22 protein-coding genes, 1 tRNA gene and 2 pseudogenes are annotated in these 25061 nt (G+C 66.8%); 14 read left to right on the forward strand and 11 right to left on the reverse strand.

What is annotated here, in order from left to right; genetic code table 11:
* Positions 1-69 precede the first annotated feature (69 nt).
* On the forward strand, positions 70-549 hold the full coding sequence (locus tag ACIBK6_RS24600; RefSeq protein ID WP_399053491.1) for a hypothetical protein: 480 nt from the start codon (positions 70-72) through the stop codon (positions 547-549).
* A gap of 99 nt (positions 550-648) precedes the next feature.
* Positions 649-733: transfer RNA gene (locus ACIBK6_RS24605), tRNA-Leu, on the forward strand.
* Here ACIBK6_RS24605 and ACIBK6_RS24610 read toward each other — a convergent pair.
* Positions 698-2386: a recombinase family protein gene (locus ACIBK6_RS24610; RefSeq protein ID WP_399053492.1), complete on the reverse strand. Its 1689-nt coding sequence runs from the start codon at positions 2384-2386 to the stop codon at positions 698-700. The two genes, ACIBK6_RS24605 and ACIBK6_RS24610, sit on opposite strands and share 36 nt — an antisense overlap.
* 1257 nt (positions 2387-3643) lie before the next feature.
* Positions 3644-4255 (reverse strand): class I SAM-dependent methyltransferase, encoded by a 612-nt coding sequence (locus ACIBK6_RS24615; protein ID WP_399053493.1) that lies wholly within the window; start codon positions 4253-4255, stop codon positions 3644-3646.
* Positions 4256-4613: 358 nt separating this feature from the next.
* On the opposite strand from ACIBK6_RS24615, the pseudogene ACIBK6_RS24620 reads away from it, so the two are divergent.
* The 7 genes and pseudogenes from ACIBK6_RS24620 to ACIBK6_RS24650 all read left to right on the forward strand — a co-directional run.
* A pseudogene (locus ACIBK6_RS24620) lies at positions 4614-5254 on the forward strand (IS110 family transposase); the annotation flags it as partial.
* A 52-nt stretch (positions 5255-5306) separates the two neighbouring features.
* Positions 5307-5399 (forward strand): annotated as a pseudogene (locus tag ACIBK6_RS24625) (hypothetical protein); the annotation flags it as partial.
* Positions 5400-5446: 47 nt separating this feature from the next.
* Complete coding sequence (locus ACIBK6_RS24630) at positions 5447-5572, forward strand: hypothetical protein (RefSeq protein WP_399053554.1); 126 nt, start codon at positions 5447-5449, stop codon at positions 5570-5572.
* Between the two features lie 605 nt (positions 5573-6177).
* Positions 6178-7569: an NAD(P)/FAD-dependent oxidoreductase gene (locus ACIBK6_RS24635; protein ID WP_399053494.1), complete on the forward strand. Its 1392-nt coding sequence runs from the start codon at positions 6178-6180 to the stop codon at positions 7567-7569.
* A gap of 71 nt (positions 7570-7640) precedes the next feature.
* The gene (locus ACIBK6_RS24640) at positions 7641-7913 is read left to right on the forward strand and encodes an acyl carrier protein (RefSeq protein ID WP_399053495.1); all 273 of its coding nucleotides are present in this window, start codon (positions 7641-7643) and stop codon (positions 7911-7913) included.
* 3 nt (positions 7914-7916) lie between these two features.
* Positions 7917-8723, forward strand: coding sequence for an alpha/beta fold hydrolase (locus tag ACIBK6_RS24645; protein WP_399053496.1), 807 nt, complete (start codon positions 7917-7919; stop codon positions 8721-8723).
* Positions 8724-8744: 21 nt separating this feature from the next.
* Positions 8745-9761, forward strand: a complete 1017-nt coding sequence (locus ACIBK6_RS24650) for a zinc-binding dehydrogenase (protein WP_399053497.1) — start codon at positions 8745-8747, stop codon at positions 9759-9761.
* 83 nt (positions 9762-9844) lie between these two features.
* Here the strand turns inward: ACIBK6_RS24650 and ACIBK6_RS24655 are convergent, their stop codons facing one another.
* The 4 genes from ACIBK6_RS24655 to ACIBK6_RS24670 form a co-directional block, all read right to left on the reverse strand.
* On the reverse strand, positions 9845-10336 hold the full coding sequence (locus ACIBK6_RS24655) for a MaoC family dehydratase (protein WP_399053498.1): 492 nt from the start codon (positions 10334-10336) through the stop codon (positions 9845-9847).
* 10 nt (positions 10337-10346) lie between these two features.
* A complete protein-coding gene (locus tag ACIBK6_RS24660) occupies positions 10347-12368 on the reverse strand; it encodes an acetoacetate--CoA ligase (protein WP_399053499.1) in 2022 nt (673 codons plus the stop codon).
* A 251-nt stretch (positions 12369-12619) separates the two neighbouring features.
* Positions 12620-13738 carry an MFS transporter gene (locus ACIBK6_RS24665; RefSeq protein WP_399053500.1) on the reverse strand — a complete coding sequence of 373 codons (1119 nt, stop codon included), beginning with the start codon at positions 13736-13738 and terminating at the stop codon, positions 12620-12622.
* A gap of 107 nt (positions 13739-13845) precedes the next feature.
* A complete protein-coding gene (locus ACIBK6_RS24670; RefSeq protein ID WP_399053501.1) occupies positions 13846-14610 on the reverse strand; it encodes a BTAD domain-containing putative transcriptional regulator in 765 nt (254 codons plus the stop codon).
* A 648-nt stretch (positions 14611-15258) separates the two neighbouring features.
* Here ACIBK6_RS24670 and ACIBK6_RS24675 point away from each other — a divergent pair.
* Both ACIBK6_RS24675 and fabG read left to right on the forward strand, forming a co-directional pair.
* The gene (locus tag ACIBK6_RS24675; RefSeq protein WP_399053502.1) at positions 15259-16587 is read left to right on the forward strand and encodes a cation:proton antiporter; all 1329 of its coding nucleotides are present in this window, start codon (positions 15259-15261) and stop codon (positions 16585-16587) included.
* An 84-nt stretch (positions 16588-16671) separates the two neighbouring features.
* Positions 16672-17493 carry a 3-oxoacyl-ACP reductase FabG gene (gene fabG, locus ACIBK6_RS24680; RefSeq protein WP_399053503.1) on the forward strand — a complete coding sequence of 274 codons (822 nt, stop codon included), beginning with the start codon at positions 16672-16674 and terminating at the stop codon, positions 17491-17493.
* 173 nt (positions 17494-17666) lie between these two features.
* Here fabG and ACIBK6_RS24685 read toward each other — a convergent pair whose 3' ends face one another.
* Positions 17667-18023 (reverse strand): 3-oxoacyl-[acyl-carrier-protein] synthase III C-terminal domain-containing protein, encoded by a 357-nt coding sequence (locus ACIBK6_RS24685; protein ID WP_399053504.1) that lies wholly within the window; start codon positions 18021-18023, stop codon positions 17667-17669.
* A 385-nt stretch (positions 18024-18408) separates the two neighbouring features.
* On the opposite strand from ACIBK6_RS24685, the gene ACIBK6_RS24690 reads away from it, so the two are divergent.
* Complete coding sequence (locus ACIBK6_RS24690; RefSeq protein WP_399053505.1) at positions 18409-19002, forward strand: hypothetical protein; 594 nt, start codon at positions 18409-18411, stop codon at positions 19000-19002.
* Positions 19003-19098: 96 nt separating this feature from the next.
* Here the strand turns inward: ACIBK6_RS24690 and ACIBK6_RS24695 are convergent, their stop codons facing one another.
* The 4 genes from ACIBK6_RS24695 to ACIBK6_RS24710 are packed head-to-tail and all read right to left on the reverse strand — an operon-like array spanning position 19099 to position 22843.
* Complete coding sequence (locus ACIBK6_RS24695; RefSeq protein ID WP_399053506.1) at positions 19099-20079, reverse strand: C40 family peptidase; 981 nt, start codon at positions 20077-20079, stop codon at positions 19099-19101.
* 21 nt (positions 20080-20100) lie between these two features.
* Complete coding sequence (locus tag ACIBK6_RS24700; RefSeq protein ID WP_399053507.1) at positions 20101-20574, reverse strand: poly-gamma-glutamate biosynthesis protein PgsC/CapC; 474 nt, start codon at positions 20572-20574, stop codon at positions 20101-20103.
* A complete protein-coding gene (gene pgsB, locus ACIBK6_RS24705; RefSeq protein ID WP_399053508.1) occupies positions 20571-21773 on the reverse strand; it encodes a poly-gamma-glutamate synthase PgsB in 1203 nt (400 codons plus the stop codon). The genes ACIBK6_RS24700 and pgsB overlap by 4 nt, the downstream gene beginning before the upstream one ends.
* A complete protein-coding gene (locus ACIBK6_RS24710; RefSeq protein ID WP_399053509.1) occupies positions 21773-22843 on the reverse strand; it encodes a HAMP domain-containing protein in 1071 nt (356 codons plus the stop codon). The genes pgsB and ACIBK6_RS24710 overlap by 1 nt, the downstream gene beginning before the upstream one ends.
* Positions 22844-23009: 166 nt before the next feature.
* On the opposite strand from ACIBK6_RS24710, the gene ACIBK6_RS24715 reads away from it, so the two are divergent.
* Positions 23010-23702: a response regulator transcription factor gene (locus ACIBK6_RS24715; protein WP_399053510.1), complete on the forward strand. Its 693-nt coding sequence runs from the start codon at positions 23010-23012 to the stop codon at positions 23700-23702.
* Positions 23699-24997 carry a sensor histidine kinase gene (locus tag ACIBK6_RS24720; RefSeq protein ID WP_399053511.1) on the forward strand — a complete coding sequence of 433 codons (1299 nt, stop codon included), beginning with the start codon at positions 23699-23701 and terminating at the stop codon, positions 24995-24997. The genes ACIBK6_RS24715 and ACIBK6_RS24720 overlap by 4 nt, the downstream gene beginning before the upstream one ends.
* Positions 24998-25061 lie beyond the last annotated feature (64 nt).

Consider the following 25061-nt stretch of genomic DNA (forward strand, 5'->3'; position numbering starts at 1 on the left):
GTGGGCCCGCGCCCGAAGAATGGAAAGCGCCCCGCCCCACGACGACCTGCTGAACCGAGGAGCGATCCCATGTCCGCCACCCCCGCCAAGGCCCGGCCCCGGGCCCGGACCCTTGTCATCGCCGTCGCCTCGGTCGCGGTGGCGCTTGGCTTCGCCGCCGTCGTCGCCGTACCGGCCGCGCAGGACCGGTACCAGAACCGCCACGACGAGGCGTCCTCCTACCGCTCCGGCAAGGAGGCGAAGGGCGACCGGGTCTCCGTACCGCGCTGGCTTCCCGACGAGGCGAGGCACATCGAGTACGCGATGAAGACGACCGGCGGCGACCGCCTCCTGAAGGCCACCCTCCCGTCGGCCGACTTCCCCGCCACCTGCACACCCCACAAGCCGGCCACGGCCCCGCAGCCCCCGGCGATCAAGTCCGCCTGGTTCCCGAAGAACGCCGAGGGCCGCACCGCCGCCCGGTGCGACCTGTACTACGCGTACATGGACGGAAACACTCTGTACGCCTGGCAGGCGAACGACGACTGGATCGCCGCGAACAAGGCCTGACGCTCGCCTGACCACGCAATATGCGGGTGAACGCCACCTCAAACCCCTGGTAGAGTTCTCTATGTCGCCGCGGGGAACACCCCGCGAAGACAACACCTTGTCCGGGTGGCGGAATGGCAGACGCGCTAGCTTGAGGTGCTAGTGCCCTTTATCGGGCGTGGGGGTTCAAGTCCCCCCTCGGACACAGATTATGTGCACATAGAAGAGCGGGTTGTGACTCAACGGTCACGATCCGCTCTTTTGCATAGTAGGTCAGCTGGAGACCGAGGGCTAGGTAGAGCTGCTGCTTGTCTGCGGGGGCGGCGGATGCGAGGGCGGCGGGGATCCTGCCGATTTCTTCGATCAGCTCGCGGATCTGGTCCTCGGTGAGCACGGTGCGCTGCGCCTGGTCGGTCTCGTTGAGCTGCCGCTGTGCGGCTGCTTTCTCTGCCTGGGTCTGGTTGATCCATCTGGTGACGAGTTCGGGGTCGGTGCCGCGGTCGAGGGCTGCGCGGTAGTGGGCGATGCGGCGGTCGCAGTCGGCGATGGTGATGCGGGCGACTTCGAGTTCGGGGGCGGTGGTGAGGGTGTTCTCCTGGCTGCGTTGGAGTTCGTGGAGGGTGCGGTCGAGGCGGTCCGGGGCGAAGGACTGGGCGATCCATGAGTCGAGCCGGGGGAGCACGGCGTCCTCGCGGACGTAGATGGTCGGCGGGTGATCGAGGGCTGTGGTGCGGGCGTATTCGCTGGTGTAGCGGCAGCGGTAGTGGGGGTGGCCGTTGTTGAAGCTGCCCTGCATCTTGCGGCGGCAGATTGAGCAGCGCATTCGCCCGCGCAGCACGTAGGGGTGAGTGGTGGTGCGCGGCGGCCGCGGGTGGTCGCGCCGCTCGTGCCGTGACGTGCGCTGGGTCTGGGTGGCCTTGAAATCCTCCAGGCTGACGAGGGGTTCATGGACGGGTTGTGCGGACCAGATCCACTGGTCGGGCTTGTTCCAGGACTGCTTGGCGCGGTGGCCGAGGGTGACGTCGTCGATGTCGAGCAGGATCTCGTCCTTGCGTTGCTTGTTCCACACCTGATGGCCGGTGTAGCGCGGGTTGGCGAGGATGGAGGCGACGGCGCTCTTGGACCAGGCGAGGCCGGTGCGGTGGGAGTTGCGGGCGCGGTCGTGGGCGGAGGGGCAGGGGATGCCGTCGTTGGTGAGCCCGATGGCGATGGCCAGGTACCCCATGCCGCGCAGGTACTCGGCGAAGATCCGTTGCACGACGGCCGCGGCCACGGGGTAGTCGGGCACGAGTCGGCGCAGCCGCTTGCCGTCGGCGGCTTTGGCGGGGTTGGGGTGCGGGCCCGCGTCTTCCAGTGTGTAGCCGTAGGGCGGGCGTCCGCCGAGGAAGCGGCCTTCGAGCTGGGCTTGGGCGGCCATGGCGGTGCGCACTCGGATCTTGATGCGGTTGCGCTCGCCTTTGCTCATCCCGCCGAAGACGGACATCACGAGGTCGTGGGCTTCGTTGTCGGGGTCGATCGGCCCGCCGACTTCGGGGACCCACAGGGGGACGTGGAAGTGGACGAAGAGGGGGAAGGTATTTCCGAACTGGTTGCCGTAGAAGGTGCGCTGGGGTTCTCCGATGACAACGGCGTCGAAGCCCCGCTCGGGGTTGCGCAGGTCTTGGAGGAGGGCGGCGGCTTGGGGCCGACGTTTCCACGGCAGGGCGCGTGAGTGGCCGGAGTCGAAGTACTCGGCCACGATCTGTCCGCCGGCTGGTTCGATCAGCCCTTTGGCCCGAAGGAGTTGCCAGTTCTTTGAGGCTTCCGGGTCTTGGAGGTCCTCGGTCGAGCAGCGTCCCGCAAAAGCGAATCGGGTCACGTCGTACTCCCGCAGCGATAGTGGTGCGACCGGCGGCCGGTGGTCGTCCGTGGTACCTCTGATCGGCGAGAAGGTCCAGTTGGGGTCCGCTGGAAACAAGGGCGCGACTCAGGGCAGCCGTGGGGTTCTTCCAGATCTGCGTTCGTACGCGGACAGGAGAATCCGCAGGAGTGCGGCCGCCGCCGCGGGCGTGAGAGCGGGAGGCTCGTGCGGGAGTACCACTTCCAGCGGGCCTGTCTGGTCGGTGGCCAGGCAGCGGAGCGGAGACCGGTCCGATGTGACGGCGGACGTGCCATCGGCGTGTTTCCCCGCAGCAGGCTGACGATCGCAGCAGTGTTCTGCAGGTCCTTCTTGCCGATCGGTCTGTTGCGGAGTGGAGGGGGACATCGGCTGGTCCACGTTGATCTCCAAGGGGCGGGCGTGGCTACCCTCTAAGGAGAATTTGGACCATGAAATGCGCCACGAGGCTGGGTGATGGCCCGTCAGCGGATGTCGGGTCGGTTCCAACTGCTGAGCCTGGAAGCCGGCGCGTGATAAAGGGACGGGGATGTGATGGAGTTCCGGTTCAACGTGTAGTTGCCGCGATAGCATTGGCGTCGCCATCTGGCAAACATGCAGGTGAAACGGGGTCGGCCCGATCGGGGACCGACTCCGTTCGCGTACCCGGCGCTGGATCCGTGCTGGATGACCTGATGTCTCGTCATCTGTCGTCGTCCTTGGCTATCTGTACCGTCGCTGGATCGGTGCTGGGTCATGCTGACTGTCCGTCAGTGAGATGGCGCCGCGTCTGGCGACGGATTCCGTTGTCGACAGGGCGGCTACCGGGTGTCGCGGGGGCCGGGGTGGGGCATTGCCCCCGTCGGCTCCGGTTTGCCGGTCAACGGGAATTGCGGGGCCCAGCGCGGCGCGTCGCCAAGGGGGGCGTGGCAAACGCGCCCCGGAACGGGCGCTTGGCCGCAGGTTCGAGTCCTGGGCGGGAGCCGCAGAACATGGGAAGTGGAATCGCCGCGGGCGCGGGGCGGGACGTTGGTAGTCACGGCGGCCGTCTCGCTCTAAACCCGGCGTACAGTCCGACTCGCCTGCCTTGCGGCCCTGACCAGGGGTTTTATCCCGGTCAGGGCCACAATGCGTTCCGTCAGGCTTCCCGCGTTGACCTGCGATTTCTCGGGAGTTCCGGCGCGGGTGTGCGCGCGGGGGCCGGATGGCTGGGGGAGTTCGACGTGGCTGAGCGTGCGGGCACGGCCCCCGTCCTGGAGGTCAGCCGCTGGGGGTGGCCCAGACTTCGACGTACGGGCCCCGGTCCACCCGGTCGACCTCGAAGCGCGCACCGGCCACAGCGGCGGCGAACTCGTCGGGGTCCCAGACGGTGTACCATCGTCGGCCGTCAGGCTCGTCGAGCCAGCCCGTGCGGCCGGTGGCCTTAAGATACGCGTACTTCCTGCCCCCGGGCCGCAGCAGTCTGGCGAACTGCCCCAGCACGTCCACCGCGCCCGCCGTGCCGAGGTGGACGAGCGAGGCTGAGGCCCAGATCCCTTCGAACGTTCCAGCCGGGAACCGCGTACCGACCTCGCGCAGGTCGCACTGGGAGGTGGGCGCGTGGGCGTTGGCCATCGCCACGAACACCGGGTTGAGGTCGACACCACGCACCACATGCCCGTACGTCCGGAATCGCGCAAGGTCGCGGCCCGGACCGCACCCGGCGTCCAGGATTAGTGAAGGCGCAGGCAAGGAGCTCGCGAACCGCTTGACTCGATCCGCCATCTTCGGAGCGTGCACAGCCGCGTAGTCGTCGGCGTGGTCACTGTAGATGGCAACTGACTCAGCGACAGGGTCCAGCTGTTCCCCGCCGAACGTGGTGCGTGACTTCATCCCATCCACCCTGACCTGCTCCCGCGTCGCTTGCCAGTGGCCAGAACGAAAGGGATCAAGCTCATACGCTCGCGCGACAGCCTCGCAGGCGACAGCGCGCTGGACGGAACGTCCATCGTCACCCCAAGGCGAAATGGTCCTTACGTTGTTGGTGGGCCGATTCCGCTCATTCGTTGGATCGGGAGGCCCAGGGCACCGGGTATGGCTGAAAAGGTCATGCCGTGGGAGTGGCTTCTACTGATTGGCCGCCCGGTGCTCGCGACGACTCGGCCACTCATTGGGATGCGCGACGTGGATCGGTTGGTAAGGACACGCTGGCGAGGTCGTCTGCTGGATACCTACAGGAACGACTTCGGAGGTGGCCGTGCCCGAACTGTGGGCCGGTACGGATGCGGGTAAGGCCGAGCACCACTGCACGGTGGTCGACGCCGACGGTCGGCGCAGGCTCTCTCGGCGCATCGCCAACAACGAACAGGATCTGCTTCAACTCCTGGGTGATGTCCTGGAGTTGAGTCAGGGCAAGCCTGTGACCTGCGCCATCGATCTCAACTCCGGCGGGCCGCGCTGATGGTCGCCTTGCTGGTCAGCCACGGCCAGAAGGTGCTCTACATCCCGGGACGCACCGTCCATCACGCCTCCGGCTCCTACCGGGGCGACGGGAAGACGGACGCGAAGGACGCCTTCGTCATCGCCGACCAGGCCCGCATGCGCCGTGATCTCCAACCGGTACGCAGCGGCAGCGAGATCGCCGTGGATCTGAGGATTCTCACCTCGCGCCGACTGGATCTGGCCGCAGACCGCACCAGGGCGATCAACCGGCTGCGGGCCCAGCTGCTGGAGTACTTCCCTGCTCTGGAGCGGGCCTTCGACTACAAGACCTCGAAGGCCGCGCTGGCACATTGGGAATCAGTAGTACCGCCTTTGAGGAACGCAGCAGTAGTGGATCCCGCTACGCTCCGACGAGTGCTCGCCAGGCTGGCAAGGGGAGCAAGCCGAGTGTGGAAGCGGGCAGTGGTCGAGCGAGATCGGTGTTGGGGAGCAGGAGCTTCCGATGCCGTTGACGTTGGGGGAGCTGGAGTCGTACCTGGCGAAGGCGGCTGATCTGCTGCGGGGCGGCATCGATCAAGCGGGCTTCAAGGGCTACATCTTCCCGTTGATGTTCTTCAAGCGGATCAGTGATGTGTACGACGACTGGCGGCTGCGCAGGAGCTCTTCGCCGAGCAGGGGCTCAACGTCCCGGTTGGCGAGATCGCCAAGCGCGCTGGGTGGGCGACGCCACGCTGTACCGGCGCATTCCGACCCGGGGCGACCTGGTGAAGGTCGTCTTCCACGAGGACCTGACGGCGGTTATGGCCTCCGGCGATGAGGCACGCCTCGCAGAGGACGCGTGGGGCGCGCTCACGGCGTACCTGGAGGGCGTGAGCGCGCTGCTGGCCCGGGACCGGGGCGTGGGCGACCTTGATGACCACCGGCATCGTGGGCGCGCCGATCCTGGACGCGATCCACGCCCACAACCACGCGTCCCTGAGCGAACACCGACGTTGTCACGGAGGACCCGCTCTTCGTCCTGAGCGCGCTCGGCACCTCACTCCCGGCGGTGGAGGCGGTCAGCCCCGGCTCCTGGCGCCGCCATCTGGCTAGCCTCCTGGACGGCTTCCTGGTCACGGCCCAACGTCCGCTGCCGGAGCGTCCCTGACCGCGGGGGAAGCGCTGCGGGTCCACCGGGAACTGGGCGGAGAGCCTCCGGCGGAGTGATCAGGCGGGTGGCCGGGTCGATTAAGCACACCTTTAGCAGTGATGTGGCCGTCCCTTAACTGCGCCGTGGTTGTGTGGTGCCCTTCCTGGCAGCCATGCGAATTAAGGGAGCATTGATGTCGCGAGTTCTAGTGATAGGTGGCGGGCCGGGAGGTTCGCTGACTGCGATGCTGTTGGCCCGCGCAGGTATCGACGTCACCTTGCTGGAGCGGGAAACATTCCCCAGGTATCACGTCGGTGAATCGCTCACGTCGTCGTGTCGCGTCATGATGGATATCGCCGGTGTCCTGGAGAAGGTGGACGCCGCTGGATTCACCAGTCGTCGAGGTGCTCTGCTGAGGTGGGGCGCCGAGGACTGGACCATCGACTGGGCTGAGCTCTTCGGGCCGGACGTGCGCGGCTGGCAGGTGGAGCGCGACGAGTTTGATGAGATCCTGCTGCGGCATGCACAGGAGCAAGGCGTTGATGTCGTCGAAGGCGCCCACGTCAAGAAGGTCCGCTTCGACGGAGACCGCCCCGTCGCCGCGGAATGGGTCGACACGAAGCACGACAACGCCCGGAAGGTGACCGAGTTCGACTACCTTGTCGACGCCTCCGGCCGCTCGGGAGTGCTCGCCGCCCAGCATTTCCGGAATCGCCGGGCCCACGAGATCTTCCGCAACGTCGCGATCTGGGGCTATTGGGATGGCGGCGAGTTGCTGAAGGGAACGCCCCCGGGCGGCCTCAACGTCGTCTCCACACCTGATGGCTGGTTCTGGGTCATTCCCCTGCGGAACGGAAAGTTCAGCATCGGATTCGTGACGCACAAGACGCGCTTCGTCGAGCGGCGTAAGGAATTCGCGTCGGACGACGAAATGCTGCTGACACTGGTCCAGGAATCCGAGACGGTACGCGACCAGTTGGCGGGCGCAAAGTTTACCGGACCCACCCGGGTCGAGCAGGACTACTCCTACGTTGCCGACAGTTTCTGCGGCCCCGGCCATTTCCTGGTTGGGGACGCCGCCTGTTTCCTCGATCCTCTGCTGTCCACCGGAGTGCATCTGGCGATGTACAGCGGGGTGCTCGCGGCCGCATCCTTGATCGGTGTCGACAGCGGACAGATCAACGAGCGTGAGGCGCAAGGGTTTTACGAGTCGCTGTTCCGCAATGCTTACGCCCGCCTCATCGTGCTGGTGTCCGGGGTCTACGAGCAGTACAAAGGCACCGAAAGCTATTTCTGGCTTGCTCAGCGCCTGGTGCGTGAGAAGGAGCGCTACGACCGCCCGAACGGGGCCTTTGCCGAGATCTCTGCGGGACTCAGCGACCTCAGGGACGCCGCGGACGTGCGGGGCACGAGTGCCATGCCGGAGCTGATCGAGGAGGCGGACCAGGCGCGCCGGCGCGCTGACGAGAACGTCCCCGAAGGGCAGACCGCCAATCTCAACGCGCTCCGCATAGAACCCAGCGATCTTTACGACGACGCCTCGGGCCTGTACCTGGTCACCCACCCGGCCCTTGGTGTCAAGCGCGCACGCCCGGCCTCCGCGCCCGCCGGCGACCGCGCGGACGCCACCCGCTGAACCCGGGCCTCCCGGCCAGTTTGTCCAGGGGCCGCTGCCCCGTCACCCCACCCAGAAGAAGGAGAACAAGCATGTCTGCGCTGCCACCCGAGGTCATGAACTGGATCTACGAGCAGAACCCGGACCTCGAGGACATCGACATCGACCTCGACCTGTTCGACACTCGGCTGATCAACTCCCTCTCGCTGATCGAGTTCGTCCTCGTCATCGAACAGGCCAGTGGGCAGGTCATCGACCGGCGGCAGCTCAAGATCGAGGACTTCCAGACCTTGCGCACGATTCAGGAGAACTTCTTCGACAAGTCGGCGGAATCGGCCGCGGCCGCCGTGGCAGAGGCCGGCTGAATCATGCCGACGGCCACAGTCAACGGAGTTCACCTCTCCTACCGCGTTCAGGGTCAAGGTACCCCCCTGCTCCTGATCGGCCCGGCCGCTTCACCGGCCGTCGTCTGGGATCGGCATCAGGTTCCGGATCTCGTACGAGCCGGATTCCAGGTCATCACCTTCGATCTGCGCGGGAGTGCCCCCTCGGAAGTTCCGCCCGGCCCCTACGCGCTCGACGACCTCGTCACCGACACGGCGGAGCTGATCCGCCACCTGGGACTCACCTCCTGTCTGGTGGCGGGAGTCTCGATCGGCGCGATGATCGCTCAGGAGCTGGCCAGGGAGCACCCCGAACTTGTCGGCGCGCTCGCTCTCATGGCGACTCGGGGGCGGTCGGACGTCTTTCACGATGCGCTGGCACAGGGCTGTGCTGATGCCATGCGTGCCGGTGACGTGGTGCCTACGGGGTACTCGGCTGTGGCCACGATGTGCCAGCTCTTCGCTCCCGAGAGCCTGGGTAACGACAAGTTCGCCCAGGACTGGCTGACGACCCTGTCCCTCTTCCCGCAACGAGGGGCGGGGTTCGCGGCCCAGTACGAGGCCACTGTCACCAGCGACCGATTGCCGGGATTGCGTGACATCCGGTGTCCGTCGCTCGTCGTCGCGTTCGCCCACGACATCGTTATGCCGCCCGCCATGGGACGTGCGGTGGCCGAAGCCATCCCAGGGTGCCGCTTCGAACTGCTGGAAGGATGCGGCCACTTCGGGTTCCTGGAGCGCCCCGAGGAAGTCAACCGCCTGCTTGTCGAGTTCTTCCACAGCGCAGCCTGACACCGTTTCTCAGGAGGAATCATGGAGGACTTGAATTCGATGGCAGCCGGGAGCCGCCTGGCCGACGGCGTAGAACTGCGGCAACGGCGCCCCGGAGAACTGGACTTCGAGATGGCCGCCGTCAGGGCGGAGCCGCCCCGTCCCGGCGAGGTGGCCGTCCAGGTGTTTGCTGCCGGGCTCAACTTCCCCGACGTGCTGACGGCGATGGGACTCGCCGCGGCGTACTTCGAGGAACCGCCGCGGCCGGGACTGGAGTGCGCTGGAGTTGTTACTGCGGTCGGCCCGGGGGTGACGGCGTTCAAGGTCGGCGACCGTGTCGCAGCTGTGGCCGAAGGGGCCTTCGCGTCCGAGGTCAACGTCCCAGTGACGTCGGTCATGCCGGTGCCCGACCACATGGACTTCGCGCAGGCCGCCACGGTGCCCGTCGCGTTCGTCACCGCCTGGTACGGCTTGGTCCGAATGGCTGGCCTGCAGTCCAGAGAGCGGCTTCTCATCCACTCTGCGGCCGGCGGGGTGGGCTTGGCGGCGCTGGCGGTCGCGAGGCTGAGGGGAGCCGAGGTGCTGGCGACCGCCGGAACGACGGACAAGCGAACGTACCTGCATGAACTGGGTATCAGTCACGTCATGGATTCCCGCAGCACGAAGTTTGGGGACGAGACGCTCGCGGCCACTGGCGGCGAGGGTGTCGATGTCGTCCTCAACTCTCTTACCGGGGAGCTGCTGCGCCGTGGCCTGGAGCTGCTCCGAGTCCGCGGCAGGTTCATCGAGATCGGCAAGCGGGACATCATGGCCGACGCCGCACTGGGTCTGGGCCCTTTCCGCAATAGCCTCAGCATGCACAGCGTGGACCTACGGCTGCTGGTTGACCGTTGCCCTGAGCTCATCAGTGAACTTCTGGGCGAGCTTTCGCCGTTGTTCGACTCGGGCGCGCTCGCGCCGTTGCCCTACACACCGTTCCCGGTGACACGGGCCGACAGCGCGTTCCGGAAGATGATGGGCGGACGGCACATCGGGAAGATCGTGCTGACGTTCGCGTAACGGAGCCGGAGAACGACGGAGCGGCCGCTCTGGCCAGCACGTGGTGGAGCGGCCGCTCTGGCTGGTACGTAGGGAGCCGGCCGCTACGGCCTGCGCCGCAGCATGTTCATGATGGTCATCGTCAGCACTGTCTCGCCGTGCTGATTGAGTACCTCCACGGCGGTGTGTACGAGGCCGCGGTCCGGCTTGGAACGGGAGGGGCGAGCCCCGGTGACGGTGGCTCGAATCGACAGGGTGTCGCCCGGCCGCACCGGTCGCTGCCAGCGCACTTCATCGACACCCGGGGACGCGAGCGACGCGACCTTGCTCAGGTAGTGGTCCGCGTAAAGGCGCATCATCACGGCTGTGGTGTGCCAGCCACTCGCGATCAGTCCCTGGAATGGTCCAGCCTGTGCTGCAACGGGATCCGTGTGAAAGCTCTGGGTGTCGAAGCGCTGGGCGAACTCGAGGATGTCCTGCTCGGTGAGGGTGCTGCTGCCGAAGGTGTGTACGGTGCCCTGCACATAGTCCTCGAAGTACCGGTCTTCGATGGGGGTGGCGAAGTTGTCGGTGGTGTCCGGGGTGGTCGTCGTCATGGGTGCCCTCTCACTCGGTTCCGGGGTCTGGTTCGGCGGGGCTATGTGCAGCACGGTTACGCGTACGATAGCGGACCGCCGCATCTTTGAACGCGCTGAGTGATCGAGGATTGGCCAAGGCGCCCTGGGCCACGACGAGTTCAGGATCGGCGCCAGCCAGGATGCGCTTGACCGGTACCTCCAGCTTCTTGCCCGACAGGGTGCGGGGGACGGCCGGGACCTGGACAATGTGGTCCGGGACGTGGTGCTCGGAGAGCGCGGTGCGCAGCGCGTGGCTGATCCGCTCGCGCAGGTGCTGGTCGAGCGTGGTTCCCCCGCGCAGTTCGACGAAGAGCATCAACTTGTCGGGGCCGGTCGCCGCCCCTTCCACGTGGATGACGAGGGAGTCGGCCACGTCGTCGACCTCTTCCACCACGGTGTAGAACTCCGCCGTGCCCAGTCGTACCCCGCCGCGCTTCAGCGTCGCGTCCGAGCGCCCGCTGATCACACAGGTGCCCCGGTCGGTGATGCTGATCCAGTCGCCGTGGTGCCATGCTCCCGGGAACCTCGCAAAATACGAGGCGTGGCGTCGCGAGCCGTCGGTGTCTCCCCACAGGGCGACGGGCATGCTGGGCATGGGGTGGGTCACTACGAGCTCCCCGGTGCGACCAGTGACTGGCTGCCCGGCGGGATCGTACGCCTCGATCCGCGCCCCCAGACAGCGGCAGCTGATCTCACCCTCGACGACGGGTAGTAGCGGAACTCCGCCGACGAAGCCAGTGCACACGTCGGTGCCGCCTGACAACGATGTGAGCATGGGGGAGGGCGCCTCGCTCTCGCCGGACGCCTCGTACACCCAGCGGAACCCTTCCGCGGGCAGCGGGGCGCCGGTCGATCCAATGCCGCGCAGCCGTGAGAGGTCGTGGTCTCGCCACGGGGTGATCCCGGCCTTGCGGCAGGCCATCAGGTACGGCGCCGAGGTGCCGAAGTATGTGGTTCCGGACTCCGCTGCAAGCTGCCACAGGGCACCGAAGTCGGGATGCGTGGGATTGCCGTCGAAGAGCACCACCGCGCTGCCCACGGCGAGCCCGGAGACCAGGTAGTTCCACATCATCCAACCCGTGGTGGTGAACCAGAAGAAGTGGTCCCCTGGGCCCAGGTCGTGATGAAGGGCAAGCATCTTCAGGTGTTCCAGGAGGATGCCTCCGTGGCCGTGCACGATGGGCTTCGGCAGCCCCGTGGTTCCCGACGAGTACAGCACGTACAGGGGATGGCCGAAATCCACCTGCTCGAAGTCGAGTTCATCCGTCTCGGCAAGCAACTCGCACCAGGGCAGAGTGTCGAAGATGCCGGAACCCGCGTACGGCACGGTCACGGTGTGCGTCAGACTCGGCAGCGCGGCACGGATCGCCTCGACCTCCGGCGCGCGGTCGACGAGCCGGTCGCCCGAGCGATAGCCCGTGACGGTGACCAGGACCTTCGGTTCGATCTGGCGCCATCGGTCCTGCACCGATCGGGCGCCGAACTCCGGGGCACATGAGGAGAAGACGGCACCCAGACTCGCGCATGCGAGCAGTAGTACCAGGGCTTCGGGAATATTGGGCAGATAGGCGGCCACCCGATCTCCACGTCCCACCCCGAGTCCGCGCAGTCCGCGCCGTGCCCGCGCGACTTGGTCGCGTAGATCGTCGGCGGTGAGCACGGTGGGCTCCCTCGTTTGGGAATGACCGAACACCACAGGAGTGGAGCCCTCGATACCTGGCATGCTGAGTACGCGCTGCGCGTAGTTGATGCGCGCCCCAGGGAACCATTGGACGTCTGGCATGGCGGGAGCGTCGACGAACGCGGTGGCTGGCGTCTGTGGCGTGACCTCAAAGTATTCCCATATGGACGACCAGAAGCCGTCCAGATCCGTCACTGACCAATGCCACAACGCGGCATAGTCGTCGAAGCGGAGCCCACGGCGCCGGTCGAGCCAGCGTAGGTAGTCGCCGATGCGGGAGCGGTCGAGTACGTCATGGGGCGGAGTCCACAGGGGGGTGTCGGTGGTCATGGTGGTCACCTCGCACGGAGTGAAGTGCTAGTTGGACAGGGCCGTTGAGCAGTGCGACGCAGCAGACATTGCCGGGCCGCTCCAGTTGATGTCGGGCCCAGGCTGAGCCGCGACCGTAGTGGCCGCGACCGATGTCGCGCAGCCCTGTGCCGGTGGCCTTTACCCAGGCCTCGCGCCGGGTCCAGGTGCGGTACCAAACCGCGACGTTGCCGCACCCTAACCACGGCCGCTAAAAGGCCACTTAGCTTCCCTTAAAGCGTGTTGACCCAGCCTGTGCGGGACTTGGCCGCGACAAAGACACACGCGGGGATCGCCACCGCTGAGAAGGCGACCACTGCCGTCAGCAGATCGGTTGACGTAGCCAGCAGGCCGACGCCGATGACGGGCAGGCCGACGCCGAGGTAGGTGACCATGTAGAAGGCGGAGAGAATCTCCGCCCTCGATTCTGGCGGCGCCAATTCGTTCACCCTGGCGAGGGCGGCGATGAAGGTGATGCCCTGGCCCGCCCCGCCACAGGCGGCGGCCGCGAGGAGCAACCAGAGCGAGCGGGTGCCTCCGGCGGCCGCCAGCATCGCAAGGCCGACGCAGAGTAGGAGCAGACCGGTCGTCGGCCGTGCCACGGCGCCCGCGCGCGCCAGCCCATATTGTGTGCCCGCGGCGAAGAGGAGGAACATGCCCGCGGCCGTGCCGGACAGCAGCAGGTCGTGGCGGTGCAGGATGGTGGTGGCGTATGACGGCACCACGGCGAGGAAGAGTGCGACTGCGGCCCACCCCAGGACGCTGACTGCGGAAGCGAGTGCGAACCGCCGCCGCAATGGGGCCGGGATGTGGGGTCGGTGAAAGCGTCGGACACCGGGCCGCGTCTGCCTGGGCAGCAGGGTGGCAGCGGCCGCCGCTAGGGCGAGCAACGCCAGTTCGACGAGGTAGGTCAGGCGCAGCGGTAGCGGTGCGTGTTGCCCGAGGAACCCGGAGAGGATCGGGCCGATCCCGCCTCCACCTGTGATCATGGTGGAGGCGAGCAGGGACGCCCGCGCGCGGTCCCCTGCGGGTTCTGTCTCGACGAGGGCGGCGGTGAGCGCGCTGGAGGCCGACCCGACCGAGATCCCCTGCAGTGCTCGCGCGGCGAACAGCCAGGCGACGCTATGGGCGCAGAGGAACAGGAGCGCCGCCACCGCCGCGAGCGCAATGGCGGGGCGGGCCATGCGGCGGTACCCGATACTGTCGGTTAGCGCCCCGGCGAGCATGGCTGTGGGGATCAGGGTGCCTGCATACACGGCGAAGATGAGGGTGACCATCAGCGGGGACAACCCGAACTCGGTCTGATAGAGGGCGTACAGCGGGGTCGGTATGTTCGTGCCGACGGTCAGCACGAAGAGGATGTAGGCGGCTGCCGCGAAGGGAAGGCGGGCGCCAGGCCTGAGTCGTTCGTACCATTTCGCGGTCCGCGACCGCCCCAGGTATGGGTCCCCGGTGACGTTCACGAGGCGTACGCCATCGACAGCGGCCGAGTGTGGTCGTCAAGCCACGGCTCCCGGGCGAGTATCGCGCGGTGCAGATTATGCAGGCGGCTGCAGGGTTCCATGCCCAACTCCTCGTGAAGTGTCTTTCGGATGCGCTGGTATGCCGTCAGACACTCCGGTATTCGTCCGCTGCGGTAGAGAGCGATCATCAGGCAGGCGTGCACGGTTTCCCACATGGGGTGTTCCTGGGCCAGCCCGTAGAGCTCGCCGATGAGCTGGCTATGGCGGCCCAGCCGGAGTTCCAGGGTGAGCCGCTGTTCGTGCAGCGCGTTGCGCCGCTCGTCCAACTGCTGGGCGTACCCCTCCAACGCGGGTGTGGTGCGCACGTCGGCGAGTGCTGGTCCCCGCCAGAGCATCAGCGACTCGGACAGCAGCCGGGCGGACTCCTGAGGCCGGTCGATGTGGATGGACTGTTGGGCCCTGGCCGCTCTGGATTCAAAGAGGAGGAGGTCGAGGCAGTGGTCGTCGAACCGCATCGTGTAGCCGGATGCCGTGGTCGTGATGAGGTTGGGGCTCGCGCCGGCTTGGGTGAACTGCCCACGCAACTTGGAGACATAGACCTGGAGCGCTGTCGCAGCTGTGCGCGGCGGCGTCCCTGCCCAAAGATCGCTGATGAGTCGGGTGGGGGAGATCGCGTGGCCCGCGTGCATGCAGAACAAGGCCAGTAGTGACCGGATTTTGAACGCCTGCGGGGTAATTATCTCGCCGGCGTCCGTCTCCACCTCTATCGTGCCCAGAATCCTAAACCTCATATACACTCTCGCTTTATTTTCGAAGGCTTTCCCTGCCCAGGTGGCGCGCTGGGCGTCAGGCGTAAAAAATCATGGATGGAGGCTTGGGGGACGTCAAGTAGCAGAAGATCGAAGGCCGAGTTATTCGGGCGATTCAGGGGGTGGTCCGCCGAGTTATTGACGGAGGGGCCATGGTGTAGGATCTAATCCTTGGATGCCCTCTAAATATATCTATATCGTGACATCTGGGTGGAATTTCTCAAAGAGTGATTCCAGCAGCTGGCCGCAGATGATCGTGGGTAGGGTCGGAATCCGGACAGTCTTTCCTTCGGTGGTCAAGTCCTTGCAAATAAAGACCGGGGGCCGCGCGCCCTGCAGCGGGGCGAGGGCGACGCCAGGGTTTGGGCATCCTTAAGCGAGATGTTAGTAAGACCCATCCCTGCGCCGGCCCCTGGCTGGTTGCGCGCCACGGTGCGGCGGCCATGCGCAAGTGTTGGCGCTTAGGGGATATTTAGGCACTGCTTCAGCGCGAGATGGCAGGCTCGTAAGGCGTATCCGACGAGTGACCCAAGGGGCATCATGCGGTATCTCGCTTTTTACTCTCCGAGTGATCCAAATCTCGAACTTACTCTAAAAGTAGTGCTCGCCATACTCGCCATTCTGGCCGTCTCCGCGCTCTGTGGGCGGCTGGCGCTCATGATCAAACAGCCGCGAGTGCTCGGCGAGATGGTCGCCGGGGTTCTTCTTGGTCCCACGTTGCTGGGGCTTCTGTTTCCTGGATTTCAGAGGTCGCTCTTCCCAGCGGATGTGAAGCCGATTCTCTATGTGTTGAGCACTATCGGGCTCACGTTGTACATGTTCCTGGTGGGCGCCGGGCTCGATCACAAAAAAGAAGCGAACAAGAGTGAGGATGGCGCGAAAGGCGCAGGAGAGGTGAGGCAGGGGCGCCACGCGATGCTGCTCGCAGTGTCAGGCATGTTTCCCTCTCTTGTGCTGGGTGCCGCAGCGGGACTGCTGTGGTACTCGCGACTTTCCAGCCACGACGTTTCCCGCATGGAGTTTGCCTTCTTCATCGGCGGCGCTCTGTCCCTCACAGCCTTTCCCATGCTCGCCCGCATCTTGTACGAGCGAGGCCTGGAGAACTCGCCGCTGGGCAGACTGACGTTGATCGCCGCCTCCGTGGACGACGCGGCCGGCTGGTGTTTCCTCGCGATACTGTCCGCTGTGCACGCCGGCTCGGGCCCCATGAGCGCGCTGCAGAGCATCCTGCTCGCTGCGGTCTTCACCATCGTGATGATCTTCGGGGTCGCGCGGCTGCTGCGCCCGATCGGAACCCAGGTGGCACGGACGAAGAACCTTACGCTCGGTCAGATGTATGTGGTGGCACTCGTCGCCCTCGGCGCCGGCTGGTTCACGGACCGCATCGGCATCTACTCGGTCTTCGGCGGGTTCATTGCGGGACTCGCTATGCCGCGGGACGCTGCGTTCCGCGAAGCGCTGCACGGCAAGATGATGGACTTTGTGAGCGTCTTCCTGCTGCCGATCTTCTTTGCTTTCTCCGGGCTCAACACCAAGCTCAACGGCGTGGCCGGTGTCACCATGCTGCTTGCCTTCGCGACATTGTTCACTGCCGGATTCCTCGGTAAGTACGTCGGCTGTGGGCTCGCAATGCGGGCGGTGGGATTTTCCTGGCGGGAATCCTGGGCGGTGGGTGGTCTCATGAATGCCAGGGGCCTGATGATTCTGATCTTCATCAACATCGGTCTTAGCCAGCACATCATCTCCCAGGAGGTCTTCTCGATCCTGGTCCTGGTGGCGGTAGTGACCACGGCCGCAGCCGTGCCGCTCTACCGATGGGCTCTTCCGCCGACGGTGGAGGCACGTGTCGCAGCCCGCGTCTCCGGCGCCGCGAGCCCGCTGCAGGGAGACCAGGCCGAACGGCGCGAGATGGCGGCCGATGCCTCTTGACGACGGCAGGGCGCGTTTGGCGAGATCTCCGCGGGTGAGGGAATTAAGCGGCTCTTTATAGGCCGGTGCTTTCCTGGGACGCAAATGTTCCGCGACCCGGGAGGGATCTTGTCCAACGAAATCGCTGAGGGTGGGCCGCACGCCGCGCCCGACACGGAACGTGAGCCTGGCATTCAGCGCCGCGTTCTGGTGACGGGGGCGGCGCGGGGGATTGGCCGGAGCATCGCCCTCAAGCTTGCCGCGGAGGGGTACGACGTCGTGGGCTGCTACCGGTCCGATAGTAAGGAGGCCCGGGAGACCCAGGAGGAGGTCGAATCCCTGGGGGTACGTGCGCTGTTCACGGAGTGCGACATACGGGACCGAGATGCCGTTGAGGAGATGGTGGCCCGAGCCGAGAGCGAGCTGGGCCCCCTCACGGCGCTGGTGAATAACGCGGGAATCACCAGGAACGGCCCCATGCCGCTGCTGACGGGCGAGGCCTGGGACGACGTGGTCGACACCAATCTCACCGGCACGTGGAACGTGTGCCAGTCGGTCCTGTACCGCTTCCTGCGACGCAAGTCCGGCGCGTGCGTCAACATCTCCTCCATCGTCGCCCTCAGCGGCTTTGTGACCATGAGCAACTACGCCGCCAGCAAGGCGGGCATCATCGGCATGAGTAAATCCCTTGCGCGGGAGGTCGCGGCCCACGGTGTCCGGGTCAACGTGGTCGCTCCTGGAATCACTGATACGCAGATGATGGAAGACATCCCCGTACCGATGCGAGAGAAGATGCTGGAGCGCATCCCGCTCAAGCGGTTCGGCCGTCCCGAAGAGACCGCCGAACTGGTCGCCTACCTCCTTTCCGACCGCGCGGAGTACATCACCGGTCAGGTGATCCGGGTGGATGGCGGCGCGGCCCTGTGACATCCCGGCCGACGAAGTGTGCAGGCAAACCGTCCCCGACAGGATGAGCGCGCACTCGCCGCGTCCTCGTGCACGTCCTCCAGGACGTGCACGAGGACGCGGCGACACTGGTACTTACCTTCACGGCGTACGCCGATATGGTCAGGGGCAGATCACGACTTGGGCCGCGTAGCTCAGCCCGGCGCCGAATCCGACGAGCAGCAGAATGCCCCGCTGGCGATCCGCCCGGACGCGCGCATGTGGTCCAGGGCGAGCGGGATCGACGCGGACGAGGTGTTGCCCGACTCTGCGATGTCGTCGGCGACCACCAGGTCGGGCCGGGCTCCGTCCGCCTTCAACTGCTTGGCGATGGAGTTCACGATGCGAAGGTTGGCCTGGTGGGGCACCAACGCGTCGATGTCGGCGAGCTGGAGCCCCGCCCGCTCGACGGCGCGCGCGGCGACCGGGGCGGCGGTCTCCGTCGCCCACCGATAGACCGAAAGCCCGTCCTGCTGAGGGTGCTTGCGGTTCCAGATGCCGACGGTCGACACCTGGTCACCCGCGCTGCCCCACACGACCGGCCCGATCTGGGGCTCGTCGGACGGGCCACAATCCCCAGACCTGTCAGGAGTGCCGCCAGCCGCTGTGACTTCTTCATGATCCCCTTCGCCGTGCGATCGGTTTGATGTGTGCGTGAATGGATTACGGGCCTCAGGGTCCCGTGGGTGAGGCTGGGTGGGAAGTTGTTTGTCAGCCACGGCCGTTCCAGGAGTGTCCGACGGGTTGCAGCGCGGCCGAAAGCGCGTCTTGACGAGTAATGAGGTGGACGGGATTATCCGGAAGCGAAGACGCACCTCAGAGGTCGGCACCGGTAATTCGTTTCGGCTCATATCGACGGCGGAGTGGTCGTCGACGTGTCCACGCGGAGAGTGGGTCATGGGACATCGCGAGAGTTCACCGCACGCTGACCGGAGAATCTTTCTCACCAAAGCATTCGGCGTGACAGCGGGACTCGTCACCGCCGCGGCGGCCATCGACACCCGAGCCGCCGTAGCGGATCAGGCAAGATCCACCTCGTCCAAGCAAGCCGTTGCCTCCGTGACCGGGCAGGACAACTGGCGCTTCTGCGTAAAGTGCTACGTCATGTTCTACTACGGCTATCCGGACAACGGTCGTTGCGCGGCCGGAGCGGACCACAGCATGGCCGGATATAACTTCGACATCCCGCACGACATACCGGAAACGCCAAATGTGCAGGCGAATTGGCGCTTCTGCACCCGTTGCTACGCGATGTACTTCTTCGGATACCCCAGCGGCGGCTGGTGTCCAGTTGGCGGGTCACACAACGCCGCCGGTTTCAACTTCGTCCTCCCGCATGACATCGTCGAAACGCCCAACGCTCAGGCGTATTGGCGTTTCTGCACAAACTGCTTCGCACTGTTCTTCTGGGGTTACCCGGAAAAGGGCCGATGCCCCGCAGGCGGCGGACACAACGCGGCCGGTTTCAACTTCGTCGTTCCCCACTACTGAGACGGGGGTTCGCGCCGACGCCGCCTGTGCCCGGTGCTTGTTTCCGTGAGCTGCCGCCGCCCCGGCCCTCCGCTCGTTCAACTCCCGGCGAACTGATCAAAGCCGCTTGGCGGCGCGGAAGGCACGGGCGTACAGGCCGGTGCCGTCGAGCAGGGATGCGCCGCCGGCATCGCCCAGGGTCGGACCGTTGGCGGTTTTGCGACTGGAGACGAACCGGTGGTGACCGGTGGAGTCGAGGCCGAGGTAGATCCCGACATGGTCGATTTGCGGTCCGGCATCAGGGCTGGCGTTGAAGAAGAGCAGATCTCCTGGTTGCAGGGCACCGAAGTCGGTGGCCTGGTGGTGGCTGTTCGCGACGACGGTCACGCCCGGACCGTCCTGCGCCATCATGACGGCGCGGCGGGGCAGCGCCCGGCCCGTCGGCTGCTTGAACTCCAGGGGGTATCCGGAGCGGTAGCCGTAGACCAGGCGGACGAAGCCGGAGCAGTCGACCGAGCCGTAGAAGTCGCTCCGCGCCTTGCGCCGACGGCCGTTGGGGAACGCCCAGTCGATCCCGAGGTAGTCGTTGAAGTCGGCGGTGGCCTTCCGTTCGTCGTTGTCGTCCATGGGGCCGTAGGTGGCGGGGCCGGCGTACCGGGTGCCGTCGGCGGCGCGCTGGTCGGACGCGGCGGGCAGGTACTGAGCGGCGATGTCCAGGAGGTCGGGGTCGCGGCTCGTTCGGGCTGCGGCGAACCATCGCTTGAACCAGTCCTCGTCCGCGGCCCCGGGACGCCACGGCTGCGGGGCGAGTCGGACCACGGCGTGGGTGGTGACCGTGCTCGTGCTGGTGGCTGGTTCGGTGAAGGTGCGTTCGGGGCCGGTGAACAGGACCGTGCGGGCGCCGTCGGTGAGAACGGCCACCGTGGCGCCGTCACCGGACCGGATGACGGTCCGGGCCGGCGAGTCGAGTCGCTCGTCATCCGGTCCGTGCTGCCACAGCAGGACGAGGGCTGTGACAGCGGCGAGGACGAGAATGAGTGCGCACCCTTGCCGGAAGTGCGGTCTGTGGACGGTCAGTTGCTTCACATCAGGTGGCATGGGTATCCGGGTCCTGCTTGGTCAGACCGTCAGGTGCAGCAGGAGACCGCTGGCGAGGACGGTGTAGGTGAGGCCGGTGACGGCAGTGGTGGCGGTGGCGGTTGCCAGCACCGGTTGCCTCAGGAACTGGTAGGCGATCAGGCCGGGCACGATGAAACCGAGCGTCTGGTGACTGAACAGCAGCGGATACTCCTTGAGCAGGAACAGGGAGAGCGTCATCTGTAGAAAGACGCCGAGCAGGACCACGCTCGCGAACAGCCGCTTGCCGTACAGGATGATGACCTTGCGCGCACCGGCTGCTCCGGCCCAGGTGAGGAGGGTGACGGCGCCGATCAGAAGGAGCCTGCTCCAGTCCTCGACCAGGGTCAGCGCCAGCCACGCCGGGGTGATCATGCCGCCCGGGGAGAGATTGGTGGCCAGGTAGCAGCCGAGACCGAAGAGCAGCCCGATGGCCAGGCCCAGGGTGGCCACTTCGGTGGAGAGCGGGGAGTTCACAGCACCTTCCTCTGCGCCGGGACGACGGGAACGGACTCCAGGTGCTCCAAGAGACGCTCTCCTTGGCCGTGGATGTTGCCGACTGCGACCAGTGAGGCGGTGCCGGTGACGTGGGTGGTGATGGTGTGCCAGATCTCGGCCGGGTTCCGCTGCGATCCCCCGAGGTCCAGCACACGACCGGGCCAGTCGGCGGGTACCGCTTCCCTGGCCGACCTTGTGGGGTGGCCGATGAGGACCAGAGTGTCCGTCTCCAGTTCCGTCACGATGCGGCCCATCTGGCTGTTGCGCTCGATCCGGTCGGGACGGCAGTTGATCAGGGTGATGTACGGCGGCTTGAGCGTGCCGGTCGCCACCAGTTGGCGGAAGTTCATGACGGTGGACTCCGGGTCGTTCGCGGCGAATATGTTCGCGAGCCGCACGGTGCCGTGCTCCACAGGGATCTCACGGACGGTCAGCACTCCCGGGTCGGGCGGAGCGGCGTACATCCCGCGCAGCGCGTCCCTGCGGCCCACGCCCAGTTCCTCGGCAACGGCCAGGGAGATTGCCACGTTCTCCTTGAAGGTGACGTATGCGAAGCCCGTCATCTCCTCGTCCGTGACCGCTTCCGGGTCGACCACCACCAGTCGGCAGTCGCGGCGGGCCGCTTCGCGCTCCAGGACGGCCCGGCGCTCGTGCTCGGCAGTCACGCACACGCCGCGGTAGGGCATGGAACGGGCCAGCGACCGGGCCACGTCATCGAGCGTCGGCCCCATTTCCTCCAGGTGGTCCTCTCGGACGTTGCAGAGCACGCCGATGGTGGAGCGCACCAGTACCTGCTGGTTGATCTCCTGCAGCGCGGGCTGGACGGCCATGCACTCCATCACCAGGACGTCCGGTTCTGCGGCTGCGGCCTGCCGGACGATGCCGATCTGTTCGACGACGTTGGCAATCCCGAACTTGCGGTGCACCGGTTCCTCGGTGGCGTCCGGGTGGATGAAGCGGGCGGCCGTCCCTGTCGTCTTCGCCACCACTCTCAGCTCGCCACCACGCAGTGCTCCTGCGGTGAGCCGGGTGATGGAGCTCTTGCCCCGGATGCCGTTGACCAGGATGCGCACGGGTATCCGCCGGAGGTTGCGGTCGTGGCGGCGGCGCTCGGCCACGCCGGCCAGGAACAGCAGCGCCAGGGCGACGGTGAAGACCCAGTAGAGGTAGAGGGCCATCAGTGCACCGGCGTCCGGTCGGAGGCTGCCTTGACCAGCCGGAGGCGGATCCGTTCGAGCGCGTGGGCGACCTGGCCCAGCTCGTCGTGCCGGCGTACCTCGACACCCGCGCGCAGCTCACCGTCGGCTATGCGCTCTGCGTCACCGACCAGCCTGCGCAGCGGACGCAGCCACATGACGTACAGCCAGCCGAACACGGCGACAGCCACCGCAGCGACGGCCAGCGCCGCCAGTTTTGCCTGGTCGCGCGCCTGGGTCTCCGGCAGCAGGACGGTGTTGACGTTGCGCGCGGTGACCACCCGCCAGGACGGTCCGGGCGTCTTTCCGCCATCACGCACCGGTGCGGAGGCCACTATCTCCCGGGCGTCTATGCTGCCGCCGCCCGCGAGGGACACCGCGGGCCGGTCCGCTTCGGCCGCCCTGCGCAGCTCACTCCGCTCCAGCTTCTGGAGGGCCGTGAAGCCCGAGGTCGAGGCGAGCACCTCGCTCCTTGCGTTGACCACCCAGGCCGTGGCCGGCAGGACGGCATCGAAGGCGTGCTTGAGGCTGGCCAGAGCGAACTCGGCGACGACAACTGCCCCGTTCCTGTTGCTGTATGTGAAGGGCGCGTGCTGTATCACCACCGGCAACTTGTCCACTATGAGCGCGTCAGTGCTGCCCGCCCCCGTCGGTCGGTCCGGCACCCGTTCGGGGTGAGGCTGGCCACCGGCCCTGGCCACCAGGTGCCGGTCGGCGTCGAGCACGTAGACGGCTTGGTAACGCCCGTAACGCTTGCGGAAATCCTTGAGCTGGCCTTCGAAGTGTGACGTGTCGGCTGCCAGCGAGAGCCCCGCCGCGAGCTGGCCCAGGTCGAGCTCACTGCCACGGACCGCTCGCCGAACGTGCTGTGCCGCGCCCACAGTGACCTGCTGCTGGCTGTCCAACACCGCCATCGGGACGGTGACACCGCCCTGTACCCGGCCGCCAACGGCCAGCGCCGCCCCCGCGATCGTCAGCAGCGCCAGCACTCCGGCTGCCCACGGCAACCAGAGCGATGACGCCAGGCGCCGGGCTCGCCGTGAACCGCTCATGCCCGGCCGGGGCTCCCCCTGCCGCAGGCCGGCCAATCCCGGTAACTCCCTTGCGAACCAACGCACTTCAGGCCCCCTCGCCCTGGATACCACGATGTCCTCGCTGGAGGATTCCTGAGCGAACCTGAGGATTTGATGAAGTCGGGGCCGGGCTATCCTGACCGCCGTGCGGGTACTGGTGGTCGAGGACGACGATGATCTGCGGTTCGCGGTGGCCGCCGCCCTGCGCAGCGGGGGACTGGCCGCCGACGCGGTGCCCGATCTGCCGGCCGCCGACGAGGCACTGTTCATCACCGAGTACGACTGCGCAGTCTTCGACCGGATGCTGCCCTCCGGGGACGCCGTTGACTACGTGCACGGGCTGCGCCGCTCGGGACGGAGCGTCCCTGTGCTGTTCCTCACCGCCCGCGACACCGTCGCCGACCGCGTCGAGGGATTCGCCGTGGGAGGCGACGACTACTTGGTCAAGCCGTTCGCGGTACCCGAGCTGGTGGCCCGGGTCCGCAGCCTCTGCCGTCGAACGGCGCTCATCAGGCCCCCGCTCCAGCAGTTCGCCGACCTTCGGATCGACACTGCCCGACGCCAGGTGCACCGGGGCGGCATCCTGCTCATCCTGACCCGCAAGGAGTTCGCCGTGCTGGAACTCCTGGCCGCCCGGCCGGACCAGGCAGTGCCCCGCGGCGACCTGATAGCAAAGTGCTGGGACGAGATGGCCGAGCCGAGATCCAACGTGGTCGACGTGCTGATGTCCCAACTGCGCCGCAAACTCGGCGATCCGCCGCTGATCCACACCGTCCGCGGAGTGGGCTACCGACTGGCACTGCCCGACACCCCCGGCAGCAGCGACCTCGGCCGATGATGACGGCCGCGGCCCGGATCCGGCGTCTGCGCTGGCGGCTCACCGCCCTCTTCGCCACGACCAGCGCGGTCGGACTGATCGGCCTGGCAGCCTTCGCCATCCGAAGCGACGACAACGCATGGAGCCGTCAGCTCAACGACGCGCTCAACCTGCAGACCAGCCGGGCGATCCCGCTGATGAACTTCGACGACAACGGCCGACTTGCCGTACAGGACCTGCTGGACGATCTGGAGGCCGAATGCCCGCCTGTGACCGTGTTGTCCACTACGGCGGGCCGGCCCACCATCGCCTACGCGCCGGGCAAACCCTGTGTACGGGCCCGCACTTACGACCTTGAGGCAGCGGCCGCCAGAGCCGTGGAGGAGGGTTCGGCCATCGTCGCCGATGCACGCAGCGAGGACGGCCACCGGATCAGGCTCCTCGCCGAGCCCTACGACGGACCTGACGGCCATTCGTACGGCGGCGCGCTGGTAGCCGCTGCCGACACGACCGCTGACCGGGCCGAGCACCGCAGTCTGGCGTTACTGCTGGTGGCGGGCTGCGGGGTGCTGGTGGCGCTGTCCGCGGGAGCAGGGCACCTGCTCTCCGGGCGGGCGATCCGGCCGGCCCTGACGGCACTTCACCAGCAGGAGCGGTTCCTCGCCGACGCGGCCCACGACCTCCGCACCCCGACGGCCTCCCTGCGGAGCCTCGCGGAGACCGCGCTGTACGGGGATGCCCACCGCACCGCCGCGCTCGAACGCACCGTGCGACTGGCAACCCGCATGGGGGACCTGATCGACGGCCTGCTCACCCGGGCACGGCTGATGGCCGGCGTCGGCGTGCTCGCCCGCCAGCCCATGCGCATCGACCAGCTGGCCGAGACGGTCGTCGAGGACACCGATACCGGCGAGCACCAGGTCACCGTCCACACCGAACCGGCCGTCGTGGTCGGCGACCCCGACCTGCTCCGGCGGGCAGTGGCCAACCTGCTCGGCAACGCACTGGTCCACGGGCACGCGCCGGCCCGGCCTGCCGAGATAGAGCTGACCGTGACTGCCGACGGCACAGTGACGGTCGACGACGCCGGCCCGGGGGTGCCCGATACCCTTGCCGACTCGTTGTTCCAACGCTTCCACAGCGGCTCGGGCTCCACTGGGCTCGGCCTGTCCATCGCCTCGTGGATAGCTCACGCGCACGACGGGAGCCTCGACGTCGGTACCAGCCCCCGCGGCGGTGCCCGTTTCACCCTCCGCCTGTCTCCCCGGACGAAGCAGGGCCCCGCCAGCGGCGGAGGATCGTTGCAACACAAGTGATCAGCCGGTTGCGGCCAGGAGCCCGACGAGGCGCTCGGCACGGATTGCCCAGCGGGTTTCCGGA

It is taken from the genome of Streptomyces sp. NPDC050485, from assembly GCF_044458185.1.
In the GTDB taxonomy this organism is placed as follows: Bacteria; Actinomycetota; Actinomycetes; order Streptomycetales; family Streptomycetaceae; genus Streptomyces.